Raw genomic sequence first — 15,877 nt, forward strand, 5'->3', positions numbered from 1 at the left:
CGACCCCCTGGAGTTAGTTATACACCGTTTAAACCGACGAACGACGGACATTTCGGAACGGGAAGGAGTTCCTCCCGTGCGCGCCGATGGTGCGGTGCGGGTCCGCGACCGGGAGCTGGGAATCGGACGCTTTTTAGGCGGGGACGGGTTACCTCGACGCATGAGCTTCGACGAAGACGACCGCGTTATCCTGCACGACGACCACAGCGAGTACGACGGTCAGGAAGGGACCGTCACGCAGGTGATGGAAACGATGTTCGGCGACGCCACGTACACCGTCAGCTTCGAGGACGGTCAGGAGACGGGCATTCCCGAGGATTCCCTCGAGCAGGCCGAGGAGTAAGGGCTTTTTCTCTCTGGCGGATATCGCAACTATGGCCAGCGTTCCGTTTCACTACGTCGACCTGCGAGCGTTCTGCTACGCGACCGAGGACGAGAAGCGCGTGGAGGACGCTCTCCGGACCTACCTCCCCGAGGACTTCGAGATAGAGCGTACGGAGAGCGAGGGTCACCACGGCGACCGCATCCTCGTTCTCTCGGCGCGCGTCGAGAACGCGGACGAGATGCGCCACGTGCTCGACAAACTCGGCGAACTCCCCGACCTGGACGAGGTTCGCGAGCAGCTCGACGAGCGCGTCGACGAGAACTGCTCGTTTTTCGTCTCCCTGGATAAACAGGACGCCTACCGCGGAACGGTCTCGCTCGGCGAGGGAATCACGCTCCGGGGGAAGGTGGAGGCCTACCCCGCGAAGAAGGAGAAGGCGGTCGAGAACGCTCGCGAGGCCCTGGCACAGTAACACCGGCCTAACTTCGGATTGCCACTCGTCCGCCGTTCCGGACAGAAAGTTTATCACCTTTCCTGCTGACCTGGCAGACGTTACCACGCATCGCGTGGTGTGGCATCATGAACGAATGTCCCTACTGCAATTCTGACTTGCGTCGTCAAGGCAACCGGCAGACGAAGCGCAACGGTGACCCACTCGGGAACAAGAGCACTGGCACGGAACTCGTCTCCTGCCCGGACTGTGGCGGCGTAATCGACGGCTTCACCGCGCACTGACGAGCTCGTTACCGGATCCGGTACCGACGTTCGCCTCTCTTCTTTCGCTGCAACATCGGTCAACGTGACGTTTCTCGCGAGCGCCGTCGCTGGCGAGGTCGGGTCGACCGCACGAAAAGCGGCGTTCGTCACGCTGTCCGGAACGTCGCCCCCGGGAGAGGGGGTCGGGCTTACTCCTCGGCGTCTTCGCCTTCCGCCTCGAGTTCCTCGACGAGTTCCTCCTCGTCGACGTCGGCCTCTTCGAGGGCCTCCTCGATGTCAGCCTCGCCACCGCCGCCCATCATGCCGCCCATGCCGCCCATCATACCGCCCATGCCGCCGCTGCCGTCGATGGTCTCCTGGATGATGACGCGGTCCAGGTCGAGGCGGTCCATCAGGTCCTGGGCGATCTGTTGCTTCTGGAACATCCACTGCTGGTTCATCGCCAGCTGGGGCGTCGACTCGATGTAGAGGGTCTCCTTCTCGACCGTCTCGGTTTCGGTCTCGTCCTCTTCGCCCTCGACGTCGACCTCTTCTTCCTCCTCCTCGGTCTCGATCCACATGTCGAGGTCGGCGTCGATGTACATCCCGAGCAGGCCCTTCGCCTGTTCGGTGCGGTCCTCGACCTCGTCGACGACCTTGTACTCGTACTCGATGTCCTCGCCCGCGAGCGGGTGGTTGAAGTCGACGCGGGCGCGCCCGCCGATGATGGTCTCGACGTACCCCTGCTGGCCGTCGACCTGGACGTTCGCGCCGGGGTAACGGTCGTCCTCGGGAATCTTGTCCGCGCTCACGGTGCGGACTTCCTCGTTGTCGTACTCGCCGAACGCCTCCTCGGCCTCGACGACGACCGTCCCCTCCGCGCCGGGGTCGCTGCCGTAGATGTCCTCTTCGACGCTCTCGAAGATGTGGCCCGCGCCCAGCACGATGACGCGCGGCTCGAAGTCGCGCTCCTGGTCGTCGACGCCCTCCTCCTCGGCCACCTCGGCGTCGGTCGTGTCGACGAGGTCGCCGCTCTCGACGGTGCGTGCGGTGTAGGCCAGTTCGACGAAGTCGCCCTCCTGGAACCCGTCCTCGGGCTGTTCGTCTGTCTGTTCTTCCGCCGTCTCGGCCTCTTCTTCGGCTACTTCGGCCTCTGGTTCTTCGCTCATACACGCAACGACACTCGTTCGGCCCTTAAGAATCACGTTTCGCCCCTGCCAGAAGTTCCGTCGCTCTCCGGGCCGTAGCGCCCGCAGAGACCGACGACCCTGCTGCATTCAGGGAAGTTTACGTGGGTGGCCGCGGCAGTACGGGACGATGGAGGCCGCACGGTTCCTCGCCGGGTCGCCGGACCGGTATCGTCTGCTCGCGCACCTCCGCGAGCGGCCGGGGTCGCCCCGCGACGTGGCCGACGCGCTTGACGCGTCGCGCCGGAGCGTCCAGCGCAACCTCGCGGAACTCGTCGACCGGGGCTGGGCGGAGAAGCGCGACGGCGACTACCGGCTGACGACGAGCGGCGCGTTCGTCGCCCGGGCCCACGCCGACTACCTCGACGCGCTGTCGGCCGTCGAGGCCGCCGCGCCCGTCCTGGAACGGCTGCCGGTCGAGCGCGCGCCGGACCCGACGTGGCTCGCCGACGCCGACGTCGTCGCCGCCGACGCGGAGCGCCCGCAAGCACCCGTCAGTCACTACGTCCGGCGACTGCGCGAGCGCGAGACGACCCGAGTCCGGATGCTCGCACCGGTCCTCAGCCGCATCTTCCACGAGGCTCACGCCGAACTCGTCCTCTCCGGCGTCGACACCGAGGTCGTCCTGCCGGCCGACAGCGTCGAGACGGCGCGCTCGATGAATCCGCTGGAGTTCGAGGTGGTCGTGCGCGCGATCGACCTCTACCGCCACGACGGCCCGGTCGAACTCGGACTGACGCTGGGCGACGACTGGGTGCTGGCGGGCGCGTACGACGACGACGGCCAACTGCGCGCGGTCGCGGAGAGCGACGACCCGCGCTTCGTGGAGTGGGCCCAGGACGCGTACGAGGAGTACCGCTCGCGCGCCGAGCGCGTTCGCTCCTGACGGGTCCGACCGCGCCGGTCGGCGTTCGCGTCGACGGAGAACCGACGCGCCGACTCCGGAACGCGCGCGCCGCAACTTTAACCGCCGGTCCACTCCAATCCCCGACCATGATATCCAGCGACCGGATGGCCGCGGTCGACGTGAACGCCGCGGCGCTCGGGGTTCCACGCAAACAGCTGATGGAGTCCAGCGGCAACGCCGTCGCGCGCGAGGTGCGCGAGGTGGCCGACCCCGGCGCGCGCGTCGTGGTCGTCGCCGGGCGGGGCAACAACGGCGGGGACGCCTTCGTCGCCGCGCGCTTCCTCGACGAGTACGACGTGTCGGTTCACCTACTCGGGCGCGCCGACGCCATCGGCACCGACATTGCGCGCGAGAACTGGGAGGCGCTCCGGCGCGCCGAGATCGACGCCGAAGAGATACCGGACTCCCGCGCGCTTGACCTGCCGGACTGCGACGTGGCTGTCGACGCGATGCTCGGCACGGGCGTGACGGGCGCGCTCCGCGAGCCCGCGGCGACCGCAGCCGAGCAACTGAACGCTGCGAGCGCGACGGTCGTCGCGGTGGACGTCCCCTCCGGCGTGGACGCCGACACGGGCCGGGCGGAGGGGCTGGCGGTCGACGCCGACCGCGTCGTGACGTTCCACGACGAGAAACCTGGCCTCGGCGACCTCGATGCCGACGTGACGGTCGCGGACATCGGCATCCCCGCGGCCGCGGAGCGGTTCGTCGGCCCCGGCGACTTGCGAGGGGTCCGGGACGACGTTGGCGGGCGCGTGTTCGTCATCGGCGGCGGGCCGTACACGGGCGCGCCGGCGCTCGCCGCGCAGTCATCGCTGCGGGCCGGCGCGGACCTCACCTTCGTCGCCGCGCCGGACGAGATCGCGGGCGAGATACAGGGTTACGCCGAGGACCTCATCGTCCAGCAGTACGAGGGTGACCGACTCACGCCCGACCAGGTGGACGGCCTCGTCGACACCGCCGAGAGCTACGACGACACGGTGGTACTCGGGCCGGGACTCGGCAGCGCCGACGAGACGCTCGCTGCGACCCGGCAGTTCCTCGAATCGTTCGACGGACGAGCGGTCGTCGACGCCGACGCGCTCGAAGTCGTGCCGGACGTGGAGACCGACGCCTCGCTGGTCTGCACGCCGAACCGGAAGGAGCTCACGAAACTCGGCGGGCCGGAGGCCGACGACCTGCGCGAGGTGGCGGACGACGTCGAGGCGCTGGCCGCCGACCTCGGCCACGTCGTGCTGGCGAAGGGCGTGGTCGACGTGGTCTCGGACGGCGAACGGACGCGACTCGTCCGCACCGGCAACCCGGGAATGGCGGTCGGCGGCACCGGGGACGTGCTCGCCGGCATCGTCGCGGGCCTGTTCGGGACCGCCGACGCCTTCGAGGCCGCCTGCGCCGGGTCGTACGTCAACGGGCACGCCGGCGACCTGCTGTACGACGACCGCCGCGAGGGACTGCTCGCATCCGACCTGCTCGACCGCATCCCCGAGGCCATCTGGGGTGACGACGATGTCTGACGACGATGGGTCGACCGGTGGCGACGACGACCGGGCGGACGGGGAGTTGACCCACACCGACGAGTCGGGCGAGGTGCAGATGGTCGACGTTGGCGACAAACCCGACACGGCCCGCCGGGCGGTCGCCGCGGGCGAGATACGCCTCCGGTCGACGACCGTCGACGCCATCCGGACGAACGATGTGAAGAAGGGGGACGTGCTCGCGACGGCGCGCGTCGGTGCGGTGCAGGCCGTCAAACACACCTGGGAGACGATACCGATGTGTCACCAGATACCGATCACGAACGTCGAGACCGACTTCGACGTGCGCGACGACCGTGTCGTCCTCGAAGTCGCCGTCGAGACGACCGGGAAGACCGGATGCGAGATGGAGGCGCTCGAAGGCGTGACCACTGGACTGAACGTCGTCTGGGACATGGTGAAAGCCGCCGAGAAGGACGACGACGGCCAGTATCCCGACACTGCGATTCGGAACGTCCGCGTCGTCGAGAAGGACAAGCGTCCGCGCTAGGCCGACGTGACGTTCACTCGGTGGACCGAGACGTGCATGTACGTCACTTGCGGCCTCTCGGTGTAGCTCGCTGGGAGGGTGTGGGTCGCGACCAGCGCCTGATCGTAGTGGATGGTGCCACCTGACTTGAGTTTGGTTTCCCCGCCGACGAGCGCGCCGAATACCTCCGCGTTGGCCTTCACCGTCACCATACCGTACTGGTTCGCGGAGTCGGGCGCGTAGAAGACGCCGGTGAACTCGGTGTCGCTGCCGGAGAACGTCGCGTCCGTTCCGGCTAGCCGTAGAGTCGTAACGCTCGCGAGCGGTCGTCCGCCACCGAGACGGTCGCGCCACTGGTCACGGAGAGGGACGACCCCGTCGTGTAGACGTTCGCCGTCCCGTTCGTCGGATCCTGGACGACGACTTCTCCGCCGGAGAGCGACACGTCACCGTCGACGGCGAGGTCGATGTTCCCGTTCGAGAGGTTCAACACGAGTGTCTCGCCGGAGTCCATGTCAAGGTCTTCGAGGTAGTAGTCACCGCCGGTGAGATTCCACGTCTGTTTCGTCGAGTTGAGCTGTTGGCCGTCGATGGCCGCCGTCTTGTTGTTGTCATTGTCCGATGAGAGCGACGAAACTTCGCGGTCGATCATCGTCCCGACCGGGTCGATCTTGGCGACGCTACCGTTGTTCGCTATCTAGCCGCCGACGGTCGCGTGCTTTTTCAGTGACTTTGTTCCGCCGTACGAGAGGTTTCCAGTGATCACCTCGTTGTTCTTCATCGTCACGACGCCGCCGCCGGTGACCAGATCGCCGCGTATCTCGGCTCCGCCGGAGAGAGAGACGCTCCCGACCGTCCGGACGGTGCCGTTCGTCCCGTTTTCCACACTGTAGGGGTTTTTCGAGGAGTTGTAGCTGTCCGTGAACGACGACGACTTGCCGCCCCCTTCGATGACCAGCTCCTCCGGGGACGTCGAGGCGAGTCCCTGTTTAATCTTCGGCGCGTTCGTCGGCGTGACCAGCGTGAGCGTCACCGTCCCGGCGTCGTGGTCGTACTCCACGTCGCCGCCCGTTCGCTGCTCGAAGAACTGCCCCCACGCCCGGTAGTAGTCGCTTTCGACGGTGACGTTCACTGTGGCGTCCGACAGGGGGTTGCGCTTCGAGGCGTTCGCTACTGGGTACTTCGGCTCCGCCGTGCCGTTCTTGGTGAGTTCGAGGTGGCCGCCGTCGAGTCGACCCTCGCCGCCGACGACGACGAGCGGGAGGGTGAGCGTCGTGTCGCGGTAGTGGACCTCCGGTGGGGAGACCATCGTCGCGCCGCCGTCGGTTCGCCGCCAGACGCCGCCGCCCTGGTAGGCGATGGTCGTGTCGCCGTTCTCGTAGACGACCGCGCCGAGCGTCTGGTTCATGACGACCGCGTCGCTCCCGTTCGTCCGGTTGATGTGGACCCGCATCCAGCCGCCGTCCGTCCGCCGGACCGTCTCTTCGTCGCCGTCGACGCTGAGCGTGGCGTGCTGGGCGTTCGCGCTCCCGATTCCGACGCGGCTGGCTCTCGAGTCGAGTTGTGCCATCGCCTGGGCCGCGCTGTCGAGGTCGGTGGCGTGCTTGGAGTCGTCCAGCGAGGACGACCCGAACGCGACGATGAGCCCCGTCCCGACTATTGTCAGCCCCAGCAGCAGGACGATCCCCAGCGTCTCCGACTGGGCGCGCGACGAACTGGTCATGCTCGCCTCGTTGCTCGGCATTACTGATAAATGCACGCACTGACAGATTAGAAAAATCATATAGCATCGGCTCGACCGGGAACGTACCCCGTCTGTGGACGGCTACCGCCGATTTCGGTCAGTGTAACTCGAACGACGGGTTACGCGATTGCGGAGTCGCGGTCCTCGGCGGGTTCGAGGTACTCGTTGCCCCAATCGCGCATGGCGAAGATGACGGGACGGAGCGACTCCCCTGTCTCGGTCAGCGAGTACTCGACCCGGACCGGTTTCTCGCTGACTATCTCTCGGTTGACCAGCTGTTTCTCTTCGAGGTCGTCGAGGCTGTCCGAGAGCACCTTGCTCGAGATGCCGTCGACCTCCTCTTTCAACGCGTTGAATCCGAGCGGGCCGTTCTTCAACAGGCGGTGGACGATGACCGGGTGCCACTTCTTGCCGACCAGTCGCGCCGTCGCGGTTATCGGACACCACTCCTCGCCGGCACACCAGAGTTCCAGTCGGTTCGGCTGCTCGCTCGATTGCTCGCTCATGCCCGACGGTACACCGTCGAGTGACATAAAGTCACCTTCCGATATCCCGTTACGAATTGTAACTCCAGAGGGGGAGGTGGCATTTCGGGCCGAGCCGATCCCGGCACCGACCTGTACTGTCCATTGGTAACGCTTATCAGTGCTCGGCCGCTAGCCGATGTTGTAGCGTAATTCGGTTACTGACCGAAACCACCCACATGACCTCCAGCGAACACGAATCGGACGACACTGTAGAAGAAACCCGTGACGACATCCAGTGGACCCGCGACGCGGACGAGCGATACGTCGAACTTCAGGTCCGGGACGGCGACGTGCTGATTTACGACCGCCGGAACAACCGCGCCTGGCTCAGTTCGGACGGGGCCGTGTCGCTCTCGACGATTGCCTGACGGGAGATCGGGGTGAGACAGGTTCGGGCTCCGCTGTCGCCCGGGAGCGGTCGTCAATCACGGCGAGAGCGTCGTCGTCAGGTCGCTCGCTTTCGCCCGGGACTGTTCGACGACCGACGGGCGCGCCTCGAACTCGACGATGACCTCGTCGTTCGCGTACGTCACGTCCTCGACGCGCGCGTGGTCGTGTAGCCACGAGACGACGCTCATCGTGTCGTCGGTCATCGGCAGCACGAGGCGTTCGCGCTGCCAGTCGGGGAGTTCGATGTCGATGCGGCGCTTCAGTTCATCGATGTTGGTGCCCTCCATGCCGCTGATGGCGACCGGATTGGGCGCGAGCGCCGACAGCGCCTCCCGCTTCTCCCGCAGTTCTTCGTCGCTCACCGCGTCGATCTTGTTCAGCACCGTGACGATGGGCGCTTCGTTGCGCTCGTACAGCGTGTCGTGGCAGGTGACGATCTTCTCGCGGATCTCCTCGATGGGTTCGCTCACGTCGACGACTAGCAGTACGAGGTCGGCGTAGTACACTGCGTCCAGCGTCGACTTGAACGACTCGACCAGCCAGTGGGGGAGGTCGCTGATGAACCCGACCGTGTCCGTGACGAGCACGTCCCGACGGTCGATGGCTGCCCGTCGTGTCGTCGTGCCGAGCGTCGTGAACAGGCGGTCTTCGGCCTCCGCCGTCGTCTCCAGGTCCGGATGCAGCTCCTCGTTCTCGCCGATGTCCATGTCCTCGGCGAGTCGCTGGAGGAGCGTCGACTTCCCGGCGTTCGTGTAGCCGGCAAGCGCGACGAGGTCGAACCCGGACTCGCGGCGACGGTCGCGGCGGTCCGCTTCCTTGTCCGCGATGGAGTCGAGTTCGTTCTTGATGCGGCTTATCTGGTCTTTGATGTCCTGTTCGCGGCTCTCGTCGTACTCGCCCAGCCCCATGAACCCGGGACGCTCGTCGCGCTTGGCGAGGCTCGTCTTCGCCTCGGCGCGCGGGAGTTCGTACCGCAGTTCCGCCAGTTCGACCTGCAGTTGGGCCTTGCGCGTCTGGGCGCGCTGGCCGAATATCTCCAGGATGAGCCGGAACCGGTCGATGACCCTGGTGCTCTCGGGCAGCTCCTGCCCGAGGTTGTACGTCTGGTACGGTCCGAGCTGGTTGTCGAAGATCACGACGCCGGCGCCCGTCTCCTCGACGGTCGCGACGAGTTCGGCGACCTTCCCCTCCCCGAACTGGTAGGCCGCGTCCTCCTCGCGCGACTGCGTCAGCACCGCGGCGACGTCGTAGCCAGCGGCGCGGGTCAGGTCCTTCAGTTCCTCTACGTCGGCTGTGCCGGAGTCGACGCGCTTTGCGATTATCGCTTTCATAGGAGCAGTTTTCGGGCGGCGTACGCGGCGTGATGAGCTGTCTGCACTGTCTCGCGTTCGGCTATACTTTCGATGTACTTGAACTCTCCTGCGAAGTAGTGGGCGACCGTCCACGGCGGCTCCTCGTAGAACTCCCCGTGCTCGGCGACGACCGGTCCTTCTGGGGGCTCCGGAAGGTCGTCGACGGCGTCGGCGACGAGTTCGGCCACATTCTCCAGCGTCGGCCCGTCGCGCCTGGCCGCGAATCCCATGCCCAGAACGCTCCGGATGCGGGCCGTGCCGACGTCGGCGTGGACGGCCGCCGCTACCATGAGGTACTCGCCGTCCTCCTCGTGGCGGCCGCTGACGTCGACGCCGACCACGTCAGCCGTGCCGGCCCTTCACTCCGGTTGCTACCGCGTACCCGTTCCCGTCCACGTCCCAAGCTAAGCGGTCGTGGTTCTTGAATCTCCCGCCCCTTCCGGACGGAGTGACGGATACGACCGCGTACGTCCGTGACTCGACTGCCGATGGCGGTCGTTCGACCGGACCGCGAGCCGACTGCGCGGAGAGTGCAACTCGTCCAGCGAAGCTACTGGACCGTTTCTCTTGGCCCATTGGAAAGAGCCGTCCGTCATGACCGTCGGGGAGTCCAACACGCCAGTTTCCTGCAGGACCGCCCCCATCCCGCGGCGAAGCTGCTCTGAAACCTCGATGTCCGACCGGTTGAGCGTATCAGCGATATCGACCAGCGCGACGACTGACGGTGCCGACTGGTCGTCGCAGTCCGCGAGTCCGGACCTGCTTTCCGACGACCGCAGGTCGACGCTAATCAGTTAGCAACCGATGTATAACAATATAGAATCGTCCTGATTGGGTGACCATGCCCGGAATAACCGGTGGGACGGTCGACAGGCGTTCGCTTGAGGCGATGGCGGACTCGATGGTCCACGAGGACTGGTACGAAACGGACGATACGATCGGCCGAGCGTACGGGCTCGCCACCGTCAATCACGGAGCGAAGGACCCGAACGGACACACCGTCTGGAGCGCCGGGAGACGGAGCGGCGTCCTCCACGGCGTCGTTTCGAACCGGGACGACCTCGGAATGACCACCGGCGAAATCTTTCAGGCGGTGCTTGACCGACCCAACGCTATCCTGCCGCGTCTCGCCGGCCCGTTCGTGCTCGCCTGCGCCGACCAGCGAGGCTCACTCGTTGTCGCTACCGACAAGATGGCGACCCGGCCGTGTTACTACGCGACGGATGGCGGCTTCCTGTTCGGAACGGAACTGAAAGCGCTCTTGACGCAGCTTCGGGACGTCAGGTTGAACACGCAGGCGGTCAGCGACCTCCTGTTGACGGGGTCGGTGATGGGACGAAAGACGCTGCTCGAAGAAATCCAGTCGCTCGAGCCGGGAAGCTACATTCAGTACAGCGACGGAGAGATGTCGCGGGACCGATACTGGACGCCGGCATTCGGAACTGCTCCGGAAGAGGGATACGTCGAGCGGACCATCGATCGTTACCGTGAGAGCGTCGCGAACGTGGTCGACACGGTCGATGGCGACCTCGGACTCTGGCTCTCCAGCGGGCTCGACAGCAGAACCATGGCGTCGGTCGTCGCCGACGAGGTCGATTCGTTCACCGCGTTCACGTACGGGTCGCACTGGGGGAAGGACTGCGCAGGCGCGGAGCAGGTCGCCGATATCCTCGACGTTCCGCACCACGTGAGCGAGTACACGCCTGAAGGCTGCGTCGACGCCATCGAGAACGGCGTCGGACTCGTGGACGGGATGAACCAGTGGTCGTATTACGTGAACCTTCCCGCGGCGACGTCCGACGTCCCGTCGAACGCCGACGTTCTCTTCGAGGCGTGTGCGCAGGGGGAGTTCTTCGGCGAGAACTACTTCTCCTTCCAGTGGGACTCGCCCGTCGAGACGCTGTACGACCTGAAACGCCAGCTATCGGCGCAGGACGTGCAGGCATTGCTGACCGAGGATGTCGACCCGAAGCGGTCGTTCGAGACGTTGCTGGAACGAAGCGCACAGCGGAACGACAAATCGAGGATACTCGACGTCAACTGGCAGCTGTACGCGAACGGGCACTTCCGCGGTAACAAGCTCTACCGAAGCACGGCCGGAACGAGGGTTCCGTTCTCGCACGGGCCGTTGCTCGACCACCTCGCCAAGCTACCGGTGCAGGCGTATCAGCGACCCACCGTGCCGCTGATAGAGAGCGACATCCCCTACGGAATATCGCCGCTGAAGCTGCAGGTCATGCGAGCCGTCGGCGGTGACGATAACCAGGTTCCGTACGACAGGACGGGATTCGCACCCGCCACGTCGAACATCGCACACGCTATTGGATTCACGACCAAACAGGCGAAGAAACGGCTGCTCGGCGCGCGCGACACTATGCAGGGCAAGTGGTATCGCGACCACCCCGAGATGCGGTCGTTCCTCGATGAGTTGCTCGATGCGGCCTGCGACCGCCAACTGTTCGACGACGATGTCGTCCGCGACTACCAACGAGCGCACCTCGACGGTGAGACGGACAACATCACGGCGATTTCGGCCATCACGACCCTCGAGTACTGGCGACAGACGCAGCTCGAACAGCGGGACACGGCGAAGGTCAAAGTCACGGCGAAGTGACCGTCGGGACTACCCAACCTGTAGTCGTCTCGTTACGCGGGGCGATGGCGTATTCTCGGTCGGGGGCGAGCGGCTCGATTTCTCGGACAGCATCGTCGGTGGTTTCCGTGGCGACCCAGGGGACGCGGGCGTCCGAGACAATGGCACGAACCGGCCCTGTAGTTTCGAACGCTTCTGTGCGACTGTTCAGAACGTATGGCCGACCAGCGAGTATTGCTGAGCGTACTCGTTGCGCTCGAATTCGGGTCCTTGCAGCAGCGGTCTTTCTCCTGGTCCCAGTGATCTGTCGGCGGGAAAAGACGTAGATGCAAGCAACCGAGGACAACTGGCGCGTCTGCAGGACGGCTATGTCAAGAGTGTTGAAGGCGGTTCCATACCTCTGTGCATTGTGTGCAGAGGTAGCCGGTGTAGCCATCGATGGCGTGTGGTTTCACGGGCGATTCTCTGTCACATCGGCCGCATCTCATCGTTGCTCTCCTGTTCGCTCGATCTGAGTCGTGCTCCCGTACATATTGTATATTGAATCGAAGTGGTTGAGACAGCAAATCTCATACTAACCGTCCAAGTCGTGTGCTGATTCGAGGAGCTCGACGGAGCCCTCGCCAGTAGTCGTGGCGCTGTAACCGTATTGCGTGGCATCCTATTGCTCCTGAGTTTAATGGACTTGGTTTACGATGACTGTGAGAGGACCCATTTCGGCGAAGAGGATCTCCATCGCAAAGGAGAGCACTGCGACGCTACAACACTGGGGCTAGAGTCCAAAGGCTAATTCACTATCTTGCTTGTACCAGTCCAACCCTACTTAAATTTCGACGGATGATAACGGTTGTGGCCTGCTAACACACATCTATACTTTCCTCTAGTTATGAAATAACAATACGAAAATAAAGATTGAACCAAGAATGTGGATATTTAGTTGTATATTGTCAAACTCACGGTGAGGAGTGAAATTCAGCGGCCACTGACGTTCAACTTCCATCGCTCTCGTTCGCTTCGGTCATCTGGTTGGAAGTGGGATGGGGCATCTCCGGAGGCGCTTCCGTCGCCGGGTCGGGAGTCGATTGCGGTGGCTCCGAGGGTGACTCTGTTGCTGGGTCGGGCGTCTCGGTCTATGGGTCGGGCTTCTCGGCCGTCGGTTGCTGTGGTGCATTCGTCGTAGGGTCCGACTGCCTCATCTGCTCGGTCGTCACGTCCGTCGTCGGCGTGTCGTCCGACGGTGTGTCCGGCGCTGGGGTGTCGTCTACTGGCGGTTCGTCTGTCGTCTCCTTCGCCGTTGGTTCTCCGTCTCCGTCCGGTTGTTCAGTCGTCCCGCGCACGAGACCACAGTCGGCGGCGGTCGGACTGGTGATACTCAGACGGCCGCCATACGCCGGCCACCTACCTAAATCGCTTTGGCTCTTGGAACAGCGCCCTGGAAGCAGCAGGTCTTACACCGAATTTGACGCAGCGATGAAACCTTTCAGACGCCGAGTTGCTTGCAGAACTTGAGCGTGTTGCGGCGGAGCTGGGGACGACGCCAACCCAGCGTGAATGTGAGAGCATGGCGCCTACGTGCCAAAAACGTACGCTAACCATTTTGGCTCGTAGAACGTTGCGATACAAGCAGTTGGACTTGAGCCAAATCAGGCAGGGCGGTGACCAAACGATTGCTGTCTGATTTGTGGAGTTAGACAATCGGCATAGCCGTCACTGAGTTATGATGCTATTCAGCAGTTTAAACATTGATATAATTATATGATTGGCAACATCGATTTGTTATAATGGAGTATCTCCCCTACCTGCCTGTTTTCATCGGTGATAATAGACTGGTGGTTATATAGTATGTCAAGATACATATAATATCAGTGATAGAACTGGCACGGGAAAAATGAAGCCAACGATAACATCCAGGAGAAACTCAACGATAGAGGTCAGGTCGGTATCGGGACGCTCATCGTGTTCATCGCGATGGTACTGGTCGCGGCAATTGCCGCGGGCGTGCTCATCAACACGGCGGGCTTCCTCTAGACCAAATCCGAACAGACCGGTGAAGAAAGCAGTGCGCAGGTCTCCAACCGCGTCCAGGTCGTCTCCGGCTTCGGGAACGTCACCAACGAGTCGATTGACTACATCAACCTGACGGTGATGCGCGGCTCCGGCTCCGACGACATCAACCTCTCGGCGGCCACCATCGAGTGGATCGGCCCGAACAAGGCCAAGACGTTGACCGCCGGCAGCATGAACGCAACTGATGCACATAACCTCAGCGGTAGTAACGAATACAAACCTGGCCAAGGTTCGGCTTTCAATGTCTCCGCTATAAAAGACGGGGACAACTCTGAGCCGGTTCTGAACACTCAGGACGACCGCTTCACTGTGAAGATGAATGCTACTGCCATCGGTGGTAGTAAACTCGGCGAGGGGCAGAACGTTGAGCTGCGCCTAACGACGCAGTACGGTGCGGTGACGCTTTACCGTGCGAACGTTCCGCAGTCACTCTCCGAGGAGAACGCTGTCACGGTCTAACTACTATCGGCTTTGCGCTTTTTTGCGTTCAGGAAATCAAGCGGTATTGGCAGGTGGTAGGAGCTATAACGTTGTTCTCGAGTACAGTCTCATAACGGGGGACGCAGTGAATTCTTCGACAACGTCGGGAATACATCGAGACACCCTTGTGAACATCGTCTACCCTGGCCACTCTTCCATTCTTTACTTGTTGACTTTCGGTTCTCGATATACTTCTGATTCAAATAATTCGTTTAACCGAAGATACGGTCAAGTAGCAGGCGTACCTCCATGGAAAGCAAGTCACGCTCGATACGGAGAGCGGAAAAAGTGTATGCCTCTTCCATTAGCAGCAGACGTTCCAGACCGACTGACCGACTACGACCAGTGGGTGTGCTGGCGTGAACAGGACCGCGACGGAAAACCGACGAAAGTCCCCGTGAATCCAGCGACGGGCCAGTACGCCTCGGCAACCGACTCTGAGACGTGGACGGGCTTCGACCACGCACGCTTGCACGCCAGCGATGGTCACGCAGACGGCGTCGGCTTCGTGTTCACGGCCGACGACCCGTTCGTCGGCGTCGACCTCGACGCAGCACGCGACCCGGATGCAGGCGAGCCGATCGACTGGGCCGCGACCATCATCGAAACGCTCGATTCGTACACTGAAATCAGCCCCTCCGGAACGGGCTACCATGTCCTCATCGAAGGGACGCTTCCACCCGGCCGGAACCGTCGCGGCGATGTCGAAATATACGAAACAGCGCGGTTTTTCACCGTCACCGGTCGTCACGTCCCCCGAACGCCGGTGAGTATCCACGCGCGTTCCGAGGCACTCACGACGATCTACCGTGACCACGTCGCCGACGATACCGACCACGAGCAGTCGAACACCTCGCCGTCAGCTGCCGACGAGCAACCTCGCTCCTCAACGCTCTCCGATGCCGACCTCATCGACCGAGCACGATCGGCGACGAACGGCGAGAAGTTCGACCGGCTCTGGCGCGGTGATATCACGGGCTACGACAGCCAATCGGAGGCAGACATGGCGTTGTGTTGTCTGCTGGCGTTCTGGACGGGCGGCGATACAGGACGGATGGATTCGCTCTTCCGGCAGTCCGGCCTCATGCGAGAGAAGTGGGACGAGGTCCACTACGCTGACGGCTCGACCTACGGCGAGACGACCCTCCAGCGGGCGTCGAACGTCACGACCGACCACTACACTCCCAGCAGCAAGGAACACGAGCAGACGGAGACAGACGCCGCTCAGCGCCCTACGACCACATCGACGACACCTGGTTCCACGGCCACCATAGCGGATGACCGCGTCGACCGAGACCACGAAGAGACGATTGCGCGTCTCGAGTCGCGACTCCAGGAGCTCGAAGCCGAGAACGACCGGCTCCGAGCGGAACGAAATGCTGAGCGAGCAAAGCGGAAGGAGCTCGAGGCAGACTCACCGACCGAAATCATGACTGGTGGGTTCGTCGGGCAACTCAAACAGTATCTGTTTGGGCAGGATTGATGAATAGCAGACGCATGGCGAGGGAGAGCATTCCCACCTGCTACTTCTCACACTCATACGGTGGTCGGGTCGGAGCGGACGAGATAGCGAACGACAACAGATAGAGCGGGCAGTGGTCGGAAAAG

16 protein-coding genes and 3 pseudogenes are annotated in these 15,877 nt (G+C 63.4%); 12 read left to right on the forward strand and 7 right to left on the reverse strand.

The features are described 5' to 3' along the window. Nucleotides 1-160: 160 nt before the first annotated feature. The 3 genes from ACRYA2_RS01280 (at nucleotide 161) to ACRYA2_RS01290 (ending at nucleotide 1,060) form a co-directional block, all read left to right on the forward strand. Entirely contained in the window at nucleotides 161-343 is a 183-nt protein-coding gene (locus ACRYA2_RS01280; protein ID WP_433623458.1) for a DUF1918 domain-containing protein, read from the forward strand. A 31-nt stretch (nucleotides 344-374) separates the two neighbouring features. After that, entirely contained in the window at nucleotides 375-797 is a 423-nt protein-coding gene (locus ACRYA2_RS01285) for an RNA-binding protein (RefSeq protein ID WP_433623460.1), read from the forward strand. A gap of 107 nt (nucleotides 798-904) precedes the next feature. Further along, nucleotides 905-1,060: a hypothetical protein gene (locus ACRYA2_RS01290; RefSeq protein WP_433623462.1), complete on the forward strand. Its 156-nt coding sequence runs from the start codon at nucleotides 905-907 to the stop codon at nucleotides 1,058-1,060. A gap of 170 nt (nucleotides 1,061-1,230) precedes the next feature. Here the strand turns inward: ACRYA2_RS01290 and ACRYA2_RS01295 are convergent, their stop codons facing one another. Beyond that, the gene (locus ACRYA2_RS01295) at nucleotides 1,231-2,190 is read right to left on the reverse strand and encodes an FKBP-type peptidyl-prolyl cis-trans isomerase (RefSeq protein ID WP_433623464.1); all 960 of its coding nucleotides are present in this window, start codon (nucleotides 2,188-2,190) and stop codon (nucleotides 1,231-1,233) included. 148 nt (nucleotides 2,191-2,338) lie between these two features. Here ACRYA2_RS01295 and ACRYA2_RS01300 point away from each other — a divergent pair, with 148 nt between their 5' ends. The 3 genes from ACRYA2_RS01300 (at nucleotide 2,339) to moaC (ending at nucleotide 5,137) form a co-directional block, all read left to right on the forward strand. Next, nucleotides 2,339-3,094, forward strand: coding sequence for a helix-turn-helix transcriptional regulator (locus ACRYA2_RS01300; protein ID WP_433623466.1), 756 nt, complete (start codon nucleotides 2,339-2,341; stop codon nucleotides 3,092-3,094). Between the two features lie 107 nt (nucleotides 3,095-3,201). Then, nucleotides 3,202-4,626, forward strand: a complete 1,425-nt coding sequence (locus tag ACRYA2_RS01305) for an NAD(P)H-hydrate dehydratase (protein WP_433623468.1) — start codon at nucleotides 3,202-3,204, stop codon at nucleotides 4,624-4,626. Then, nucleotides 4,619-5,137: a cyclic pyranopterin monophosphate synthase MoaC gene (gene moaC / locus ACRYA2_RS01310; protein ID WP_433623470.1), complete on the forward strand. Its 519-nt coding sequence runs from the start codon at nucleotides 4,619-4,621 to the stop codon at nucleotides 5,135-5,137. The genes ACRYA2_RS01305 and moaC overlap by 8 nt, the downstream gene beginning before the upstream one ends. On the opposite strand, the pseudogene ACRYA2_RS01315 reads toward moaC, so the two are convergent. From ACRYA2_RS01315 to ACRYA2_RS01330, 4 genes and pseudogenes are all read right to left on the reverse strand, one after another. Then, nucleotides 5,134-5,397 (reverse strand): annotated as a pseudogene (locus ACRYA2_RS01315) (DUF7305 domain-containing protein); the annotation flags it as partial. The gene moaC and the pseudogene ACRYA2_RS01315 sit on opposite strands and share 4 nt — an antisense overlap. Before the next feature lie 14 nt (nucleotides 5,398-5,411). After that, the gene (locus tag ACRYA2_RS01320) at nucleotides 5,412-5,813 is read right to left on the reverse strand and encodes a DUF7305 domain-containing protein (RefSeq protein WP_433624708.1); all 402 of its coding nucleotides are present in this window, start codon (nucleotides 5,811-5,813) and stop codon (nucleotides 5,412-5,414) included. Beyond that, entirely contained in the window at nucleotides 5,814-6,860 is a 1,047-nt protein-coding gene (locus tag ACRYA2_RS01325) for a DUF7289 family protein (protein WP_433623472.1), read from the reverse strand. It lies immediately after the preceding gene. Between the two features lie 119 nt (nucleotides 6,861-6,979). Further along, entirely contained in the window at nucleotides 6,980-7,366 is a 387-nt protein-coding gene (locus ACRYA2_RS01330; protein ID WP_433623474.1) for a winged helix-turn-helix transcriptional regulator, read from the reverse strand. Nucleotides 7,367-7,563: 197 nt separating this feature from the next. On the opposite strand from ACRYA2_RS01330, the gene ACRYA2_RS01335 reads away from it, so the two are divergent. Beyond that, on the forward strand, nucleotides 7,564-7,755 hold the full coding sequence (locus ACRYA2_RS01335) for a DUF7331 family protein (RefSeq protein WP_433623476.1): 192 nt from the start codon (nucleotides 7,564-7,566) through the stop codon (nucleotides 7,753-7,755). Nucleotides 7,756-7,812: 57 nt separating this feature from the next. Here the strand turns inward: ACRYA2_RS01335 and hflX are convergent, their stop codons facing one another. Then, nucleotides 7,813-9,108, reverse strand: a complete 1,296-nt coding sequence (gene hflX, locus ACRYA2_RS01340; protein WP_433623477.1) for a GTPase HflX — start codon at nucleotides 9,106-9,108, stop codon at nucleotides 7,813-7,815. After that, nucleotides 9,105-9,419: a DUF2209 family protein gene (locus tag ACRYA2_RS01345; protein ID WP_433624710.1), complete on the reverse strand. Its 315-nt coding sequence runs from the start codon at nucleotides 9,417-9,419 to the stop codon at nucleotides 9,105-9,107. The genes hflX and ACRYA2_RS01345 overlap by 4 nt, the downstream gene beginning before the upstream one ends. Before the next feature lie 551 nt (nucleotides 9,420-9,970). Here ACRYA2_RS01345 and ACRYA2_RS01350 point away from each other — a divergent pair. From ACRYA2_RS01350 to ACRYA2_RS01370, 5 genes and pseudogenes are all read left to right on the forward strand, one after another. Beyond that, the gene (locus ACRYA2_RS01350) at nucleotides 9,971-11,743 is read left to right on the forward strand and encodes an asparagine synthase-related protein (RefSeq protein ID WP_433623479.1); all 1,773 of its coding nucleotides are present in this window, start codon (nucleotides 9,971-9,973) and stop codon (nucleotides 11,741-11,743) included. A gap of 1,366 nt (nucleotides 11,744-13,109) precedes the next feature. After that, nucleotides 13,110-13,196 (forward strand): annotated as a pseudogene (locus ACRYA2_RS01355) (homing endonuclease associated repeat-containing protein); the annotation flags it as partial. A gap of 18 nt (nucleotides 13,197-13,214) precedes the next feature. Further along, on the forward strand, nucleotides 13,215-13,400 hold the full coding sequence (locus ACRYA2_RS01360; protein ID WP_433623481.1) for a hypothetical protein: 186 nt from the start codon (nucleotides 13,215-13,217) through the stop codon (nucleotides 13,398-13,400). A 227-nt stretch (nucleotides 13,401-13,627) separates the two neighbouring features. Beyond that, nucleotides 13,628-14,248: pseudogene (locus tag ACRYA2_RS01365) on the forward strand (archaellin/type IV pilin N-terminal domain-containing protein). A gap of 313 nt (nucleotides 14,249-14,561) precedes the next feature. After that, nucleotides 14,562-15,752, forward strand: coding sequence for a phage NrS-1 polymerase family protein (locus ACRYA2_RS01370; RefSeq protein ID WP_433623483.1), 1,191 nt, complete (start codon nucleotides 14,562-14,564; stop codon nucleotides 15,750-15,752). Nucleotides 15,753-15,877 lie beyond the last annotated feature (125 nt).

Source organism: Halomicrococcus pelagicus, from assembly GCF_050954125.1.

What these genes read in the sequence shown, in the direction of transcription:
- ACRYA2_RS01295 (WP_433623464.1), bottom strand. Translation starts at nt 2,190, where the DNA reads ATGAGCGAAGAACCAGAGGCCGAAGTAGCCGAAGAAGAGGCCGAGACG.
- hflX (WP_433623477.1), bottom strand. Translation starts at nt 9,108, where the DNA reads ATGAAAGCGATAATCGCAAAGCGCGTCGACTCCGGCACAGCCGACGTA.
- ACRYA2_RS01290 (WP_433623462.1), top strand. Translation starts at nt 905, where the DNA reads ATGAACGAATGTCCCTACTGCAATTCTGACTTGCGTCGTCAAGGCAAC.
- ACRYA2_RS01305 (WP_433623468.1), top strand. Translation starts at nt 3,202, where the DNA reads ATGATATCCAGCGACCGGATGGCCGCGGTCGACGTGAACGCCGCGGCG.
- ACRYA2_RS01300 (WP_433623466.1), top strand. Translation starts at nt 2,339, where the DNA reads ATGGAGGCCGCACGGTTCCTCGCCGGGTCGCCGGACCGGTATCGTCTG.
- moaC (WP_433623470.1), top strand. Translation starts at nt 4,619, where the DNA reads ATGTCTGACGACGATGGGTCGACCGGTGGCGACGACGACCGGGCGGAC.
- ACRYA2_RS01330 (WP_433623474.1), bottom strand. Translation starts at nt 7,366, where the DNA reads ATGAGCGAGCAATCGAGCGAGCAGCCGAACCGACTGGAACTCTGGTGT.
- ACRYA2_RS01370 (WP_433623483.1), top strand. Translation starts at nt 14,562, where the DNA reads ATGCCTCTTCCATTAGCAGCAGACGTTCCAGACCGACTGACCGACTAC.
- ACRYA2_RS01285 (WP_433623460.1), top strand. Translation starts at nt 375, where the DNA reads ATGGCCAGCGTTCCGTTTCACTACGTCGACCTGCGAGCGTTCTGCTAC.
- ACRYA2_RS01325 (WP_433623472.1), bottom strand. Translation starts at nt 6,860, where the DNA reads ATGCCGAGCAACGAGGCGAGCATGACCAGTTCGTCGCGCGCCCAGTCG.
- ACRYA2_RS01350 (WP_433623479.1), top strand. Translation starts at nt 9,971, where the DNA reads ATGCCCGGAATAACCGGTGGGACGGTCGACAGGCGTTCGCTTGAGGCG.
- ACRYA2_RS01335 (WP_433623476.1), top strand. Translation starts at nt 7,564, where the DNA reads ATGACCTCCAGCGAACACGAATCGGACGACACTGTAGAAGAAACCCGT.
- ACRYA2_RS01280 (WP_433623458.1), top strand. Translation starts at nt 161, where the DNA reads ATGAGCTTCGACGAAGACGACCGCGTTATCCTGCACGACGACCACAGC.
- ACRYA2_RS01345 (WP_433624710.1), bottom strand. Translation starts at nt 9,419, where the DNA reads ATGGTAGCGGCGGCCGTCCACGCCGACGTCGGCACGGCCCGCATCCGG.